General features: G+C 35.5%; 12 protein-coding genes. 8 read left to right on the top strand and 4 right to left on the bottom strand.

Annotated elements, in window-relative coordinates; all coding sequences use genetic code 11:
- Nucleotides 1–15 precede the first annotated feature (15 nt).
- Nucleotides 16–804, top strand: coding sequence for an alpha/beta hydrolase (locus tag LK994_RS02210; protein ID WP_229761249.1), 789 nt, complete (start codon nucleotides 16–18; stop codon nucleotides 802–804).
- Between the two features lie 13 nt (nucleotides 805–817).
- Nucleotides 818–1,639: an alpha/beta hydrolase gene (locus tag LK994_RS02205; RefSeq protein ID WP_229761248.1), complete on the top strand. Its 822-nt coding sequence runs from the start codon at nucleotides 818–820 to the stop codon at nucleotides 1,637–1,639.
- On the opposite strand, the gene LK994_RS02200 is transcribed toward LK994_RS02205, so the two are convergent.
- The gene (locus tag LK994_RS02200; RefSeq protein WP_229761247.1) at nucleotides 1,625–2,530 is read right to left on the bottom strand and encodes a S66 peptidase family protein; all 906 of its coding nucleotides are present in this window, start codon (nucleotides 2,528–2,530) and stop codon (nucleotides 1,625–1,627) included. The genes LK994_RS02205 and LK994_RS02200 overlap by 15 nt on opposite strands.
- A complete protein-coding gene (locus LK994_RS02195) occupies nucleotides 2,530–3,549 on the bottom strand; it encodes a S66 peptidase family protein (protein ID WP_229761246.1) in 1,020 nt (339 codons plus the stop codon). The genes LK994_RS02200 and LK994_RS02195 overlap by 1 nt, the downstream gene beginning before the upstream one ends.
- A 150-nt stretch (nucleotides 3,550–3,699) precedes the next feature.
- Here LK994_RS02195 and LK994_RS02190 point away from each other — a divergent pair, with 150 nt between their 5' ends.
- The 3 genes from LK994_RS02190 (at nucleotide 3,700) to metG (ending at nucleotide 8,346) form a co-directional block, all read left to right on the top strand.
- Nucleotides 3,700–4,260, top strand: a complete 561-nt coding sequence (locus LK994_RS02190) for an RNA polymerase sigma factor (protein ID WP_229761245.1) — start codon at nucleotides 3,700–3,702, stop codon at nucleotides 4,258–4,260.
- Nucleotides 4,247–5,941 (top strand): hypothetical protein, encoded by a 1,695-nt coding sequence (locus tag LK994_RS02185; RefSeq protein ID WP_229761244.1) that lies wholly within the window; start codon nucleotides 4,247–4,249, stop codon nucleotides 5,939–5,941. The genes LK994_RS02190 and LK994_RS02185 overlap by 14 nt, the downstream gene beginning before the upstream one ends.
- Before the next feature lie 314 nt (nucleotides 5,942–6,255).
- Nucleotides 6,256–8,346: a methionine--tRNA ligase gene (gene metG / locus LK994_RS02180; RefSeq protein ID WP_229761243.1), complete on the top strand. Its 2,091-nt coding sequence runs from the start codon at nucleotides 6,256–6,258 to the stop codon at nucleotides 8,344–8,346.
- Between the two features lies 1 nt (nucleotide 8,347).
- Here the strand turns inward: metG and LK994_RS02175 are convergent, their stop codons facing one another.
- A complete protein-coding gene (locus LK994_RS02175) occupies nucleotides 8,348–10,588 on the bottom strand; it encodes a PAS domain-containing sensor histidine kinase (protein WP_229761242.1) in 2,241 nt (746 codons plus the stop codon).
- 269 nt (nucleotides 10,589–10,857) lie between these two features.
- Between LK994_RS02175 and LK994_RS02170 the strand changes: the two genes are divergently transcribed.
- Both LK994_RS02170 and LK994_RS02165 read left to right on the top strand, forming a co-directional pair.
- Complete coding sequence (locus LK994_RS02170) at nucleotides 10,858–13,239, top strand: 3-hydroxyacyl-CoA dehydrogenase/enoyl-CoA hydratase family protein (protein ID WP_229761241.1); 2,382 nt, start codon at nucleotides 10,858–10,860, stop codon at nucleotides 13,237–13,239.
- Nucleotides 13,240–13,284: 45 nt separating this feature from the next.
- Nucleotides 13,285–15,069: a chloride channel protein gene (locus LK994_RS02165; RefSeq protein ID WP_229761240.1), complete on the top strand. Its 1,785-nt coding sequence runs from the start codon at nucleotides 13,285–13,287 to the stop codon at nucleotides 15,067–15,069.
- 9 nt (nucleotides 15,070–15,078) lie between these two features.
- Here LK994_RS02165 and LK994_RS02160 read toward each other — a convergent pair whose 3' ends face one another.
- On the bottom strand, nucleotides 15,079–15,993 hold the full coding sequence (locus LK994_RS02160; protein WP_229761239.1) for a TIGR01777 family oxidoreductase: 915 nt from the start codon (nucleotides 15,991–15,993) through the stop codon (nucleotides 15,079–15,081).
- A 98-nt stretch (nucleotides 15,994–16,091) separates the two neighbouring features.
- On the opposite strand from LK994_RS02160, the gene LK994_RS02155 reads away from it, so the two are divergent.
- Nucleotides 16,092–17,600, top strand: a complete 1,509-nt coding sequence (locus LK994_RS02155; protein ID WP_229761238.1) for a hypothetical protein — start codon at nucleotides 16,092–16,094, stop codon at nucleotides 17,598–17,600.
- Nucleotides 17,601–17,620: the final 20 nt, after the last annotated feature.

Here is a 17,620-nt window from a genome sequence, read left to right as displayed (position 1 = left end):
TCATAATATAGGACTTTGCTCCACATAATTTTATATATTCTTGTTGGCATTGTTGTGCTGTCTGTTATTGCATTTTTCCTGCAGGATAAATTTATTTTTAAGCCCGAAAAATTACAACAGGATTTTCAATATAAATATGATGCTCCTTTCAGAGAACTATTTTTTAATGTAGAGGAAGGCGTAAGCATAAACGGATTACATTTTCATGTGGAAAATCCGTTGGGGTTGATCTTGTATTTTCATGGTAATAGTCGTAGTATCAAAGGGTGGGCAAAATATGCGAAAGATTTTTACAGGTATAAATATGATGTAGTATTAGTAGACTACAGGGGATTTGGGAAAAGTACCGGTAAACGTAGCGAAAAAGATATGTTAACCGATATGCAGTTTGTGTATAATACCCTAACTGCTACCTATCATGAAAATCATATAATAATTTATGGAAGAAGCCTTGGTAGTGGGTTTGCGGCGAAACTGGCAGCCGATAATATGCCCAGGTACCTCATTCTGGATGCCCCGTATTTTAGTTTTAGAAAAACTGTACAACGGTTTTTACCAATCTTGCCTGTAAAATATATTTTACGCTATCATCTTCGTACAGACAAATGGATCAGGAAGGTAAATTGTCATACATATATTTTGCATGGCACAAAAGATTGGTTGATACCTGTAAGTCAGAGTGAAAAATTGCAGGCATTAAATCCAAGAAAAATTACATTGATCCGTATAATTGGTGGTGGACATAATAATCTGCCAACATTTCCAGAGTATCATAATTTTATAAGAGATATACTTAAATATTAATTGATAATTAAGAATGGATAATTCTTTAAAGGCAAAATTCTTTCGTTGGATAAAGATCATGATAATTATTTATTGTGGTGTGGGTATTGCTTTGTATTCTTTGCAAGATTATTTCTTATTTCATCCCGAAGCGCTATCAAGAGATTACAAATATCAATTTGATGCTCCGTTTGAAGAGGTTGATATAGCATTCAGCAAAACGGATACAATTAATCTGGTTAAGTTTTTTCCGAAAGATTCTCTGAGAAAAGGAGTTGTGCTCTATTATCATGGCAATAAAGAAAATATTAACCGATATGCAAAATATGCAGACAATTTTACAAAGCATGGTTATGAAGTTTGGATGGAAGATTATCCCGGTTTTGGAAAAAGTGTAGGAGAGCGGAATGAAAAAAAAATATATGAGGAAGCTAAAGTTGTATATGAACTTGCGGCATCCAAATACAAAGCAGATAGTATCATTATCTTCGGAAAGTCTTTTGGGACTGGTGTTTCAGCTTATGTGGCTTCAGAAAAAAAATGCAAACGATTAATTCTTGAAACACCTTACTATAGCATTCCGGCTTTATTTGCATCATACGCTCCCATTTATCCAACAACACGAATGTCGAAATATAGGATCCCTACATATCAATATTTGAAGGAAGTGCAGGTGCCGATAACTGTTTTTCACGGAACGAACGATGGTGTAATTCCGTATAGAAATGCAGCAAGATTAAAAACTGTTTTAAAATCTTCGGATGAGTTTATAACTATTGAAAAAGGCACTCATCATAATTTAAATGATTTCCCCTTGTTTCATCAAAAGCTGGATAGTCTTTTAAACCTCAGATAATGTAACTAGTTTATTGGTAATTGTCAGTTCATAACTGACTCCTACCTTTAATGCATAATTCTCTTTATCATGACTTACGGGAAAATTAAAACAAACAGGATAGTTATATTCTTGAAGTATATCTTTAATAGCTTCATAGACATTTTTTCCAAAAGGTCTTTCGGTGTCTTTCATGTCTGTAAAGCCACCAATAATAAGTCCTGCAAGCTTTTCAAGCTTTCTGCTTCTTTTTAATTGATACATCATTCTGTCTACACTGTAGGTATATTCACCCACATCTTCAATAAATAAAATTTTATTTTTTGTATTGAGGTCTGATGCTGTACCGATCATATTTGCCAATAAAGCTAAATTACCTCCAACCAATTCGCCTGAGGCCTTGCCTGTTTTGTTAAATAGATGTGGGGCACATTTATACTTTCCTTTTTTACCAGTCATTGTTTTATGCAATGATTGTATAAATTCATTCTTTCCTTCATTGAATGCAGCAGCCATTGGAGCATGCATGGATGCTACTTTTATTTTGCTGTTTAAATGACAATGCAACACAGTGATATCACTAAAGCCAATGATCCATTTTGGCTTCTTCTTAAATCTTGTAAAATCAAGTTGATCAATGATTCTGCCAACTCCATATCCACCTCGTCCGCAAAGGATGGCATTGATAGAATCGTCATCCAGCATCGCCTGCAGCTCATTCAAACGTTGTTCATCATTCCCTGAAAAATAATTTGCTGAATTACTGCCCAATGTTTTGCCAACCATTACCTGGAAACCCCAGCTCTGCAAAGTATCAATACATGTTTGTGCTTTTTCTTTAACCATGTACCCAGCAGGGCATGTAATGCCGATAGTGTCGCCTTTTTTTAAGTATGGAGGAATTTTGATCATTATATTTCTGTTAATATGCAGGTGAATTCAGTACAATCTAGGTTATAAAATACGCCGCATTTTAATGCAAAGTTTTCTTTTTGATGCCCAACCGGAAAGTTAAAACAGACAGGGTAATTATATTCTTTTACTTTTTCAAGAACAATTTCTTCAATTGATTTTCCGAATTCTTCTCCCGGGTCATCAGGTTTGGTTTTAAAGCCACCGATGATCAACCCTTTTAATTGCGATAGTTTTCCTGTGCGTTGTAGATTCCAGAACATCCTGTCAATACTGTACAAGTATTCGCCGGTATCTTCTACAAATAAAATTTTATTTTTTGTAATGAGGTCACTTTTTGTGCCGGCAAGATTTTCAATTGTTCTTAAATTACCACCAACCAATTCCCCTTTAACATTTCCGAGCCTGTTTTTTGGATTAGGTAAAAAAGCATAATGTATTTTTTCATTTGTCAAACACATCCGAATACTGTGTATTGAAATGATCTGACTTTCATCTGCCTTACTCCAATCATCCGGAAAACTATTGCACATTTTGCTATGTATTGTAGCTATTCCAAAATTTCTGTTGATATGGTTATGCAATACAGTTACATCACTAAAACCAATGATCCATTTTGGATATTTTTTAAATTCTGTAAAATTGATCTTGTCGATTATCCTTACTAAACCATAACCACCTCTTGCACACATTACTGCCTTTATATCTCTGTCGTGTAACATTTCCTGCAGGTCTTCAAGACGTTCCTCATCCGTACCTCCAAATGTAAAATCACGTTTACCAATAGTATTTCCAATTTTTACAGTATACCCCCATTCTTCTAATTTTTTGACAGCAGGTTGCACATCTTCTAAAGTAATATATCCAGCCGGGGAAGTAATGCCAATCACATCCCCTTCTTTTAGGTATGGAGGTATTTTTGAAACTTTATCCGTAGTAAGTGTTTCTTCACCTTTTACCATACCACTTAATACGGCACCTAAGGGGATAATTGAGGAGAGAAATGACTTACGTTCCATTAAATATGTTTGATTGAGTGAAAATAATTATTTTACGTTGAAGTAGCCCATCCGAAATAGGTATATTTATTTTAAAGACTACCCAACCCTTTTTCATCCATCTATAGTTCTATATGTTAGATGGACAATTTTTTAACCAAACGACGATTTTTGAACAATAATCTGGACATATTGGTGGAAGGCTGCAGAAATAACGATCTGCAGAGCCAACAGGCACTTTATAAGTTATGTTATCCTGATATGATAAAGGTTTGCTTTAGGTATGCCGTGGATGCTGATGGAGCCGGTACTATATACAATGATGCAATGCTTCGGGTTTTTAAGAACATTCATAAATATACAGACGAAGGCAAATTATTATCATGGATCAAAACAATTGTGATCAATTGCAGTATTGATTTTTGTAAGAAGAAGAATATATTCAAAGAATCTGTACCCTATATTTCTCAGGAAGAGCCCGTCCTTTCTCCTGATGCTTTTGACCTGGTAGCAGGAAAAGAAATTCGGCAGATGATCGCTCAATTACCACCCACCACTGCAACAGTATTTAATTTGTTTGTGTATGAAGGGTTTACTCATAAACAGATCGGAGAAATTTTATCGATTAGTGATAATACCAGCAAGTGGCATGTAAGTGAAGCAAAAAAAATATTGAAACAAAAATTAGAAGACCTTTCCGAACCTCAACTAAAAACAAATGCAGCAGGATAATAACAATATTGAAAATAAACTTCGGCAGTTGGAAGATCAGCAGTTACCCGATCTCAGCCATATGGATGAGCATTGGCAAAAGATGCAGGCTATATTGCAACCAAATGTTCCGGTATCTAAACTGAGGGTAAATAATCAAGGGAAATTGATCGGTGGAGCAATTGGATTGGCTATTATTACTTTGTTGTATGTAGGGTATCAGAAATTCAGCATAAAAAAAATTGATAAAGAATCTCCTGTTACTACTGCGACAATTATACCGAAGATTCCTTCTCTGTCCGATACAATTGTTACAGCTTCGACAGTTATCCCGATTAAAAAAATAGAAATCAGTCAGGGCACAAATAAAAATATAATTACATTGCCATTTACGGATATGGGTAATGGGGTAGCAGCAGATTTTGTTGACACATTAGCTGCTACTGATAAAACTCCGGGAAACAAACTCAACAGAGTTTCTTTATTAGATCAATTGAAGGATCAATTCGTTAAAGTTCCTCAACAATTTATCATTAATAATACAAAAGATACTTTGCTCACGGCTGCAGAAGGAACAACTATTCTTATTCCTGTAAACAGCCTTGGTGGCGGTACTGAGGTGGAAGTTAGGCTGACAGAGTATTACAAACGATCAGATATTATAGAAAACTGGCTAAGTACTACAAGCAATGATGCACAATTGGTAACAGGGGGCATGATACATGTAACAGCCACGTATAAAGGCAATGAGGTAAAAATTAATAATAATATACCGCTAACATTGTTCATGCCTGATACGAGTAGCATCAACATGACAGGAATGGAATTGTTTAATGGAGATAAAACAGGTAACGCTATTAACTGGATACCACAAGGACGAAATTTCTCCAGAACTCAATTAGTAACAGAGGTAAGAGTATTGAATATCACCGATCAACCATACAAAACGAAACAAAAACGCAAAGGAGAGATCGGGTATTTTATTACAGGAGATAGTTTAAAAATATCCAAAGCAGCACTAAAAAGAATGTTGAAGGAAAAGTATGGATATTATAAAATAAAATTGAGGTCGAATATTAAAAATTTATTTAAGGTTGATAATGGGAACAGAGCTTTTGAGCATCAGTACGGAGAAAATATAGGTGATTCAATGTGGGTGGAGAAAGGATACGCCGATAAATATAAATTGCAGGGAACTGCTACAAGACAAATACTTCGCAAAAACGGTAACGGTCTTGGTGATAACGGTATAACAAATGCGCTTCAGAATAAATTGAACGGGGGAATGGTGTTGCCGGGCAATGATCAGTCTTCAGCCATCATAAAAAATATACAAGAAAAATACCACCTGAATATTACTCAGTTGGGATGGATCAATTGCGATAGATTTTATTCTGACAGTCGTAAGAAGATATCATATTATACTGATCTGGGGGATGATGCTCAAAATTATTATACCATGTTGGTTTTCGATAATATCAATTCAATGATAGCCGGAGAGTATAATGGCAGTAAAGTTGTATTTAAAAATATACCTGTAGGAGAGCCCGTAAAAATAATCAGTATTGGCATTAACAAAGAAGGAGAAAAAGTATATTCTGTGACAGCGGCCATAACAGGAGAACAAGAGGTTAAAGGTATAAAATATGAGTTGGCCTCTAATGCAGATATTAAAAAGTCATTGGTCAAATTAGATCAATAATAAACCGTAACAGCGAGAGCAAAGAGCTACCATGAAAATGGTGGCTTTTTTGTTCCTTTTACTCAAATTTCGCATTTGGCAATTGATTAGGTATTTTTGCCGGAATAATTCAATCAATATGCGTTTCATTCAGGCAATCATAGCCTTTATAGCTTTTGTGGGGTATATAATTTTCCAGCTTTTAGTTAAGAAGAAAAAGCTGGTGGAATTAAAAAATGACATCATTGCTATAGCTTTTTTTGCTTTTGTTTGGGTAGGGATATATTACTGGATGAGTAATTAAAAATGAACCAACGAGATAAATTTAAAATTAGATGAATAATCCATCAAGATATTTAGTTACGGCTGCATTACCTTACGCCAATGGTCCGGTGCATATCGGCCATCTGGCAGGATGCTATTTACCGGCCGATATTTATGTACGTTACCAACGGGCTCAGAAAAGAGATGTAAAGTTTATAGGTGGTAGCGATGAACACGGAGTGCCTATTACAATCCGTGCAATGAAGGAAGGCATTACTCCCCAACAGGTGGTAGATAGATACCATGCTTTGATCAAAGAAAGTATGGAGCAGATGGGTATCTCCTTTGATATTTATTCCCGTACGTCTAATAAAGGACATCATGAGACAGCTTCGGCTTTTTTTACAAAGTTGTACGATGCCGGTTTGTTTGAAGAAAAAGAAACCGAACAGTATTATGATGAGACCACTAAAACATTTTTAGCAGACAGGTATATTACCGGCACTTGCCCGGTTTGTGCTAATCCGAATGCATATGGTGATCAGTGTGAAAAATGCGGCAGCACATTATCCCCGGAACAATTGATCAATCCAAGAAGTGCATTGAGTGATGCTGTGCCGGTGAAAAAGACGACAAAGCATTGGTATTTTCCTTTACAGAATTATGAGGCATGGTTAAAAGAATGGATCATTGACGGACATAAAGAATGGAAGAACAATGTATATGGTCAATGTAAAAGTTGGCTGGATAATGGTTTGCAAAGCCGTGCTATGACGAGAGATAGCAATTGGGGAATTAAAGTTCCGTTGCCGGACGCAGAAGGTAAAGTGTTATACGTTTGGTTTGATGCGCCTATAGGTTATATCAGTGCCACCAAAGAATTGACAGAACATTGGGCTGATTACTGGTGTAAGGAAGACACCAAACTTGTACATTTTATTGGAAAAGATAATATCGTTTTTCATTGTATCATTTTTCCTGCAATGTTGAAAGCGCATGGTGGTTTTGTATTGCCAGATAATGTTCCTGCAAATGAATTTTTAAATATTGAAGGAGAGAAGGTATCTACCAGTCGTAATTGGGCCGTATGGGTACATGAGTACATTAAGGATTTTCCGGGTTGTGAAGATGTATTACGTTATGTATTATGTGCGAATGCACCTGAAACAAAAGACAATGATTTTACCTGGAAAGATTTTCAGGATAGAAATAACAGTGAGTTGGTAAGCATCTTCGGCAATTTTGTAAATCGTACCTGGGTATTGATGCATAAATTATGCGGAGGAAAAGTACCGCCATTACATCAAGATGTACTGGATGAAAAAGATAAAGCATTAATTGCAGAAATTGAAAATTCAAAATTGAAAATTCAAAATAATCTTGAAGAATATAAGTTCAGAGATGCATTATTTGCTGTAATTGATCTGGCAAGAACCGGTAATAAATACATGCAGGAAAAAGAACCCTGGATCGTTGCAAAGCAGACGGCTGACGATGGCAGACCGACGACAGATGCACAGAAAAGTATTGACAATTGCTTACACTTATGTTTGCAATTAACGGCTAATCTGGCGATATTTATCAATCCGTTTTTGCCCACTACAGCCCAGAAGATGCTGGCGATGATGAAGGTAGTTGATAAAATGCTGGATTGGGACAATGCAGGGAAGATCAAATTATTGAGTGTTGGTTATAGTTTGAGAGAACCTCAATTGTTGTTCAGAAAAATTGAGGACGAAGAAATAGCGGCTCAAATTGAAAAATTAAAATCAGGATTAGTTAAAATGGAAACACCGAAAATTGAAGAAGCCACACCTCCGGTATCAAATCTAAAACCAGAAATAGTTTTCGATGATTTTGCAAAGATAGATCTGAAGGTAGGGACAATACTTTCTGCTGAAAAAGTAGAAAAGGCTGATAAATTATTGAAACTGGAAGTTGATCTTGGGTTTGAAAAGAGAACCATTGTTAGCGGTATTGCATTGCATTTTTCCCCGGATGAGATAGTTAATAAGCAAGTGGTAGTTGTAGCCAATCTAGCGCCTCGTAAAATGAGAGGCATAGAAAGCAACGGAATGATATTAATGGCAGAAGATACAGCCGGAAAGCTGCATTTTGTTAAGCCAGAAAATATCATTGATTCCGGAGCCGGAGTAAGTTGATTTAAAAGTATAAAAACGGAAAAGAAATAGTTATTGCACATCCATTTCCAGGAGAGGTTTCAATATCTACTTTACCATTATAGGCATCAGCACGATTAAAGATATTGATCAGGCCGATGCCTTTACTTTTTTGTGTTTTCTTGTCAAAACCTTTTCCGTTGTCGACAATACTAAGCTGGCATTTGCCATTTTTTTCATGGATAGATATAGATGTTTTGCTGGCACCAGAATACTTGATAATATTATTAGTTTGTTCCTGTACTATCCTGAATACCATTAATTTTTGCTCTGTGGAGAGCTTGTCTATTACTGCTTCACTAATATCTGTCTCAACGGTTATATTATTTAATTTTTCCAGATTCTCTGCTATATCAGCAATTCCTTTTTCGAGTCCTACTACAGATACCACTTTGGTGCTAAGTGATTTTGAAAGAGACCTGATCTCATCTACAGCCATCATTAAATATTCGGTTGCCTTGCTTAATAATTCATCCTGGTTGCCCTGATTTTTTTTAGCGGCACCAATATGTAATTTTGAACTCATCAATAATTGGTTAACATTATCGTGCAATTCTTCGCTGATCCTGTTTCTTTCTTTTTCCTGCGCTTCGATAGTGGCCTGATTGATCTGTTTTTGTTTTTGTATCTGTTCGTTCAATAATTCACTTTCAATTTTTTTTCTTTCGGTGATATCCAATGCATGTCCGCCAACAAATCTTTTTTTATTCCCAAAAGGGAGTAAGAAATAGTGAGCAATGAAATGTTTGACATTGCCATGTTTGTCGATCAATTTATCTTCAGATATGATTGCTTCTCCTGTGGCCAGTACTTTTTTATTTTTGATCAGAATTTGCTTTGCAATTCCCAAATAAGGTAGTGTTGTTATATTTCTTCCAAGGGCTTCTTCATCAATTCCTAGTGTTTCCATCAGTAAAGGATTGCCATAGACGAAATTTCCATCTTCATCATATACCCATCCAAGATTTTGGCTATTTGTCATAAAGCCTCTGAAGAGCACTTCACTGTCTTGTAATTTTTGAAGCGCATTTTTTTGTTCGGTGATGTCAATAGCCTGTCCACCGATCAATCTTTTATTTCCGGGTATTGTAATTAAAAAAAGATAAGATAAAAAACTTCTGTGAGAGCCATCTGCCTGTGGTAATGTGCTTTCAAAAATTGCAGGTTTGCCGGTTTCAAAAAAGTTTTTATTTCTTTCAATTAATTGCTTGCCATATTCATTCGGAAAGATCTCTGTGATATGTTTACCAATTGCATTTTCCGGGAAATTGCTTATTTTATTATATTCATTATTGGCTACCACTACATAACCATCCTCATCATAGATCCAATTGGCTGTTTGACTGTTATTGATAAATGAACTAAAAAGAATTTCGCTTTGTTGTAATTTTTTATTTGCTTCGATAATATTCGTTATATCTTCAAATGAAGCAACCACCGCATTTGGTTTTGTTGCCCCTTCTTTAAATATGCCTCTGCTATTGATCGATATCCATACAATATTACCATCTGGTTTTGCAATCCCCATTATTACATTATTTTGTTCAATTCCTGTTTCCAGTGTAACAATAGCGGGGAATTCATTTATGGGAAATGGGCTGCCATCTTGCTTGATTGTTTTCCAACTTGGGCAAGCTATCACTTTACCGTTAATTTCGTCTTCTGTTAATCCAAGGATCTCAATAGCTCTTTTGTTTGCAGTAGCAATTCTGCCATCAGCTCCAATCATCATTACACCATCAGACAATGATTCAACTACTGTTTCATATTTTTTTTCTGCCAGATCAAGATTTTTTCTTTGAATTACTTTCTCAGTTATATTACTGTTTACAATTACAATTCCGGATACTTTACCTGTATCATCTTTGATGAGTGTACAACGGGTATTAAAAAAAACTTTTTGATTTGTAGACGTGTAATAGATAATATCTCCACTCCAGAATTCATGTTTCTGTAAATGGCTGATTGCTTCTTCACGTGTAGTTGAGCCAATAAATTCGAATCTGATGAAGTCAAAAAGTGGTTGCCCAACAGCTTCATTTAAGGGGGAACCATAAATTTGTTCTGCAACAGGATTCAATCCGGTTATGTTGAAATGTGTGTCGGTCGTAATTATAGCTTCAGGAACTGAGTTTAACAAATCGCTGATACGAAACGACGACTTATAGATTACCGATAATTTCGATTCACTAGCGTTTACTAGTTTAGCAGCCAGGTTTGTCATTAGATTAAGGGATTTAACGGAAGTAAACGTATTTTCCGATGTATTATTGTAATTGCTACACATTAATATATATTAAAAAATCAATATAATTTTTTAATAAATTATTTCTTTCAATTATCCTTGTTCCAAACTATGTCTCTTTAATTGCTTTATACATATTGTTTATTTATAAATTGATTATAAAATAATTTACTCATCTTGAAAAAATATTTGCAGATAAAAACTACCTTAGAGGTATAATAGTTGTTTAACTAACTAATTTTTGCCATATGTCTAAAAGAAACATAAAAAAAGTCGCTGTATTAGGAAGTGGTGTAATGGGCAGCAGAATTGCTTGTCATTTTGCAGGGGTTGGTCTGCAGGTATTACTGTTGGATATTCAACCAAAAGATGTAGCCATTGATGCCAGACCAGCTGAAAAAAATAAAATCGTAAATGACGCATTGGCTGCTGCAATCAAATCAAATCCATCTCCGGTTTATACAAAGGATGTTAGTAAGAAAATTGCGACAGGAAATTTCACAGACAATATGAAAGATATTGCCGATTGTGATTGGGTGATAGAAGTAGTGGTAGAAAGATTAGATATCAAGCAAGCGGTTTTTACAGAAGTAGAGAAATATCGTAAACCCGGAACATTGATCACATCTAATACATCAGGGATTCCCATTCATATGATGACGGAAGGTAGAAGTGATGATTTTAAAAAGCATTTTTGCGGCACACATTTTTTTAATCCTCCAAGATATTTACGTTTATTGGAAATTATTCCAACACCGTTCACGGATAGTTCGGTCGTTGATTTTTTAATGAATTACGGAGATCTGTATCTAGGTAAAACGACAGTTCTTTGTAAAGATACACCTGCATTTATAGCAAATCGTATAGGTGTGTTTGGAATGATGGCTATAATGAATGCAATGGATAAGTTACAGTTAAGCATAGACGAAGTAGACGCATTAACAGGTCCGATCATCGGTCGGCCTAAATCAGCCACTTTCAGAACCGCAGATGTTGTAGGTATTGATACATTGGTAAAGGTAGCTAAAGGAGTGTATGATAATTGTCCTGATGACGAAGCAAAAGAACAGTTTGTTATCCCCTCTTGGTTAAATAAAATGGTAGAGAATAATTGGCTAGGAGATAAGACAGCACAGGGATTCTTTAAAAAAATAAAAGGAGCAGATGGCGCAAAGGATATTCAAACGTTGAATTTATCAACGATGACTTACGAACCGAGAGTGAAGGCAAAATTTGCTACGGTAGAAACAGCTAAACCAATAGAAGATCTCAAAACTAGATTGAAAGCCCTGTGTTCGGGTACAGATAAGGCAGGAGATTTTTATCGTCAGTTTCATTACAGTTTATTCTCTTATATTTCTCATCGTATTCCTGAAATAAGTGATGAATTATATAGGGTAGATGATGCGATGATGGCTGGTTTTGGTTGGGAGATAGGAGCTTTTGAAAGTTGGGATGTATTAGGTGTTGCAAAAACTGTCGAGGCGATGAAAGCTGCCGGTTATAAAGTAGCTTTTTGGATAGAAGATATGTTGGCAAGTGGTGCTAGATCTTTTTATAAAATCGAAAACGGAAAGCGTTTGTGCTATGATGTTAGTAGTAAGTCTTATTTAGCTATGCCAGGTGGTGATGCATTTATTGTAATGAAAAACTTTGAAGGTCAGACAGTTTGGAAAAACTCTGCCTGTAGAACGTATCATTTGGGGAATGATGTATTAGGGCTGGAATGGTATACCAAAATGGGTAGTATTGGCGGCGAGGTATTAGAAGGTATTCAAAGATCAATTGCATTAGCGGAAGAAAAATATAAAGGATTAGTAATAGCAAATGACGGGACCAATTTTAGTGCAGGAGCTAATGTTGGAATGATATTTATGCTGGCCATAGAACAAGATTATGATGAAATAGATATGGCTATTCGCCAGTTTCAGCAAACAATAATGAGGGTTAGATATTCGAGCATTCCGGTAGTAGTAGCTCCACACGGTTTAGCGTTGGGTGGTGCCTGCGAAATGAGTTTGCATGCGGATAAAGTGATTGCTGCTGCAGAAACTTATACCGGTTTGGTAGAAGTGGGCATTGGTGTTATTCCGGGTGGTGCAGGTACAAAAGAATTTGTATTAAGGGCCGCAGACGAAATGCATGTAGGAGAAGTGGATACGCTTACTTTACAAAATCGCTTTCTCACCATTGCTACAGCAAAAGTTGCTACCTCGGCACACGAAGCATTTGAACTAGGGATTTATAGAAATGGTAATGATAGAATTAGTATTAACCAGGGAAGAAGAATTGCAGAAGCAAAACAAGCTGTGATCGATCTGTTTGACGATGGGTATGTGATGCCGGTTCAGCGTAAGGATATTAAAGTTTTAGGGAGAACTGCTTTAGGAACATTGCTGGCTGGCATCAATGGTATGCAAACGGCTAACTATGCAACTGCACACGATGCCACTGTTGCTAAAAAATTAGCATATGTAATGTGTGGCGGTGATTTGAGTGAACCAACTTTAGTAAGTGAGCAATATTTACTTAATCTTGAGAGAGAAGCTTTTTTGTCATTATGTGGCGAAAAGAAAACTCTGGAAAGAATACAATCTGTACTCAAGAGTGGAAAGCCTTTGCGGAATTGATTTTTGCGACTGTATATTTGTATTCCAATTAAATGGATGTAATTGATGGCCATAAAAATACTTTATCAAAGAATTGCCAATTTATTACGAACTAAATTAAGCAGAATACAATTTATGATGCTGATCGCTACATTGGTAGGATTGGTGTCTGGTATGGTTGCCGTCTTATTAAAAACACTGGTGCATTATCTTCAACAGTGGATTGAAAGGATCCCTGTTTCACATTTCGCTTTTTTATTATTTCCCACTATAGGATTATTAGTAACAGTTTTTATTATCAGGTATCTTTTTGGCGGGCAGATAGACAAAGGGATTGCGATGGTATTAAAAGCTATTGCAAGAAAATCTTCTTTTATTCCGTTAAAGGATACGTATGCACATGTTCTTACAAGTTCCTTTACAGTAGGACTGGGAGGCTCGGTTGGGCTTGAAGCGCCAATTGTTGCAACAGGTTCTGCTGTTGGTTCAAATATTTCCCGAATCAGTGATCTGAATTATCAGGAAAGAACTTTATTAATTGCCTGCGGCGCTGCAGCCGGAATTTCTGCGGTATTTAATGCGCCGATCGCAGGAGTAATGTTTACCATTGAGGTATTACTTGCTGAAACTATTGTCAGTTATTTTATTCCTCTTATTATTTCTTCAGTAGTTGGAGCCTTGTGTTCGAAAATAATATTGCAGGAAGCATTTTTATTCAATTTTGTATTAAAGCAAAATTTCAATTATAAGAATATTCCATTCTATGTTTTATTAGGCTTGTTGGCGGGATTGATCTCTTTGTATTATGCCAGGATGTTTAAGTTTACAGAAAGAAGAGTGCATGGCTGGAAAATAAATGGGTATATAAAAGCAATAGTAGGAGGAATGTTATTGTTGTGTTTATATTTTTTATTTCCACCATTATTTGGTGAGGGGTACCACAGTATTAAGTTGCTTGCAGATGGATCCCTGAATACCTTTGATGATAATACGAGCTTGCTATCAAAACTGGGTGATCACTGGGGGTTGTTGTCTTTTGCTGCTTTGATCGTATTGTTTAAGCCGATCGCTGCTGCTATCACTATCGGTAGTGGAGGTAACGGAGGTAATTTTGCACCTTCGTTATTTGTTGGGTCATACCTTGGTTTCTTCTTTTCTAAACTGATCAACAGTATCCCATCGATAAAAATTCCCGAAGGAAATTTTACACTTATAGGGATGGCCGGTGTTTTAAGTGGAGTGATGTATTGCCCTTTAACAGCTATATTTTTAATTGCAGAAATCACCAACGGATATGAGCTGTTCATCCCGTTAATGATCGTTTCATCGATTTCTTTTTTCATTGTTAAAACATATGAGCCTTTTTCGATGGAGACAAAAAAACTGGCTATGGATGGAGAGATATTCACCCATAAGAAAGAAAAGAATATTTTAACCTCAATACAAATAGATGATATTATTCAGGATAAATATGAAAGTATCTGCATTGATAAGAAATTGAAAGACCTGGTTGAAATAATCAAGCATAGTGAGAAAAATATATTTGCAGTACATGATAATAAGGGGAGGTTTGCAGGTATTATAGAGTTGAATGATGTTAAACAAAAATTATTTCAACCTGAGCGGTTTGATAAAATTTCTGTTAAGTCATTGATGAGAAAACCTCCGGAAGTATTAAGAAGAGGAGAAGATGCCAATACAGTGATGCAAAAGTTTGATGCTACTCAAAGTTGGTATTTACCAGTATTGGAAGAGGATAAAAAGTTTGTCGGATTTATTTCCAAGACAAAGCTTTTCAGTAAATACAGAGAGATACTTTCTTCACAAGGAGACTTATATGATACTGAATAAAATCAAAGATTAACTACATAGGTCTTCTACAGCTTCTTTACAGGTGGGATATAAAAATTCGAACCCCGTTCGTTGAACTTTAGTACTGCTCACTTCATTACTCTTTAATACTTCAATGCTCCTGTTGCCCATTATTATTTTTAAAACGAATGCAGGGATATGTACAGGGATAAAAAACTTTCCTTTCATTTTATTAGCTAGTAGCAGTGTAAGTTCTTTGTTGCTGACGGGTGTTGGTGCAACCGCATTGTAGGTCCCTGTCCATTGCTCATTTTCAATAGCATTGATGAAAAGATTGCATAGGTCATTAATATGTATCCAGCTAACGATTTGCTTCCCGGTTCCTAAAATTGCAGCTATACCCAATCGGATAGGTTTTTTAAATTCAACTAAAGCGCCACCATCATTACTCAATACAATACCTATCCTTAACGTCACCAGTCTTTTATCAAGTGCTGCAAATGGCAATACGCTTTCTTCCCAAAGCTTACAGGTTTCACCTAAGAAGCTTTCGTCTGCAGGCTCATCCTCTGTATGTAATTTATCTGTTGGTTTGTACCAGCCAATAGCAGATGCACTCACAACTGCTTTTACTTTATTCGTATTGTCTCTTAAAGTATCAATTAATAGTTTACTGCTTAATGTACGACTGTTGCGTATTTCAGCTTTATAAGAATCTGTCCATTTTTTGTCTACCACTCCTGCACCTGCCAAATGAATGATGTAATCTGCTTTTTGCACAGCGGCAATATCAACGGTTTGTTCATCTACATTCCATTGGGCAAATTCAATGTTTGCATCACTATTTGCTGAAGGATTTTTTTTTCTGCTAAGGATAATTACATGGTATCCTTTTTGCAGCAAAAATTTAGTAAGTGTTTTACCTACTAATCCGGTACCTCCTGTAATTAAAACAGTTTTCATGATTATAATACAAAATAAGTTAAATAAAGTTTATTTGCTTAAAAATTAATGAGCTGTAAATTTTTATGCCGTAAATTTAGAGTGCAAAAAATCATCGTATGAGAGCAGGATTGCTGAAGATATTATTGTTTTTGTTATTGCCGGTTTTTTCATCTGCTCAGCGGATTCTTTATACTGAACCTTTAGCAGTGGATAATCGTGATATGGATTTTGAAATTATCGGCAAGGTAAAAAGCAATATCCTGATATTTAAAAATATTCGTTTTAAGTATGCTATTTCTGTATATGATGATAGCATGAAATTGATAGAAAAGAAACCACTTGATTTTATAGAAGGTAAAACTTTCAATGTTGATTTTATTACTTATCCGGATTTTCTCTATCTAATTTATCAATATCAGAAAAAGCGGGTCGTTTATTGTAAGGCAGTTAAGCTGGATGCAGCAGGTAATATGTTAGATAAGCCTGTTACGTTAGATACTACTGAAATCGGTTTCCTGGGGGATAATAAGATTTACAGTGTCATTAACAGTGAGAACAAACAATATATTTCTATTTTCAAAATTCAGAATAAGAATGAGAAATTGAACTTTGCAACACTGCTGTTCGATAATCAATTGCAAAAAATAAGTAAAGACAATTATACATTACCTTATATAGAAAGAAGAGATGTATACAATAATTTTTCGCTGGATAATGAAGGTAATTTTGTATTTACCAAGTCTTCAACGATAGGCAATACTGAAGTGCTGGCCAATCTTCAAATTTTAGTGAAGCCTCCGATAAAGGATACATTATTATGGCATAAAATACAATTGAATGATCTTTTTCTGGATGAGGTTAAGTTAAAAATAGATAATGCGAACAAGCGATATCTCCTGAATTCATTTTACTATAAGCAAAAGCGAGGCAATGTTGTTGGCTTGTTTTCGGCGATATGGGATCGGCCGGCAGATTCTGTTGTAGTGAATAGTTACTTGCCATTAGATGATACTATTCGGTCTTTGGCGAAGAAAGATGCTTCTGTAAAAGCGGCATTCAACAATTATTTTATTAAAAATATAATAGTGAGAAAAGATGGTGGCTACATACTGATAGCTGAAGATTATTATACCCAAACACTCAATACTAATCCCTGGAACCGATGGGATAATTTGTATTCTCCTTATGCAAATTACTATCGATACTATAATTATTATGATCCTTTCTACCGGTCGTTTTATAGCTTTAATAACACACCCAATACAAAATTCATTTACAATAATATAATTGCAATAAGCTTTGATAAGCATTCAGCTATGGAATGGTGCAGGATAATCAGCAAGGAGCAATTTGCGGAAGAAAATGACAACTATCTGTCGTTCATTAATTTTAATACAGGCGGACAAATTCATTTTTTATATAACCTTGTGGAAAGAAAAAGGCAATTATTATCGGACTATAGTATAGCTGCCGATGGAACAACTAAACGTAATCCGGTATTCAGAACATTAGACGAAGGGTATGAATTTATGCCCCAATTCAGTAAGCAGGTAAGTTCCAGGCAATTGATATTACCCTGCACGTACAGAGGGAATTTGATCTGTTTCGCAAAAGTTGATTACTAAAGGATTTTTTAAACCCACAA

Source organism: Ferruginibacter lapsinanis (assembly GCF_020783315.1).
Classification (GTDB): domain Bacteria; phylum Bacteroidota; class Bacteroidia; order Chitinophagales; family Chitinophagaceae; genus Ferruginibacter; species Ferruginibacter lapsinanis.
This window is presented reverse-complemented; position numbering and strand designations above follow the sequence as displayed.

Excerpts from the sequence above, each read along its gene's own strand:
- LK994_RS02205 (WP_229761248.1), top strand. The coding sequence starts at position 818 with ATGGATAATTCTTTAAAGGCAAAATTCTTTCGTTGGATAAAGATCATG.
- LK994_RS02200 (WP_229761247.1), bottom strand. The coding sequence starts at position 2,530 with ATGATCAAAATTCCTCCATACTTAAAAAAAGGCGACACTATCGGCATT.
- LK994_RS02195 (WP_229761246.1), bottom strand. The coding sequence starts at position 3,549 with ATGGAACGTAAGTCATTTCTCTCCTCAATTATCCCCTTAGGTGCCGTA.
- LK994_RS02185 (WP_229761244.1), top strand. The coding sequence starts at position 4,247 with ATGCAGCAGGATAATAACAATATTGAAAATAAACTTCGGCAGTTGGAA.
- metG (WP_229761243.1), top strand. The coding sequence starts at position 6,256 with ATGAATAATCCATCAAGATATTTAGTTACGGCTGCATTACCTTACGCC.
- LK994_RS02175 (WP_229761242.1), bottom strand. The coding sequence starts at position 10,588 with ATGACAAACCTGGCTGCTAAACTAGTAAACGCTAGTGAATCGAAATTA.
- LK994_RS02170 (WP_229761241.1), top strand. The coding sequence starts at position 10,858 with ATGTCTAAAAGAAACATAAAAAAAGTCGCTGTATTAGGAAGTGGTGTA.
- LK994_RS02165 (WP_229761240.1), top strand. The coding sequence starts at position 13,285 with ATGGCCATAAAAATACTTTATCAAAGAATTGCCAATTTATTACGAACT.
- LK994_RS02160 (WP_229761239.1), bottom strand. The coding sequence starts at position 15,993 with ATGAAAACTGTTTTAATTACAGGAGGTACCGGATTAGTAGGTAAAACA.
- LK994_RS02155 (WP_229761238.1), top strand. The coding sequence starts at position 16,092 with ATGAGAGCAGGATTGCTGAAGATATTATTGTTTTTGTTATTGCCGGTT.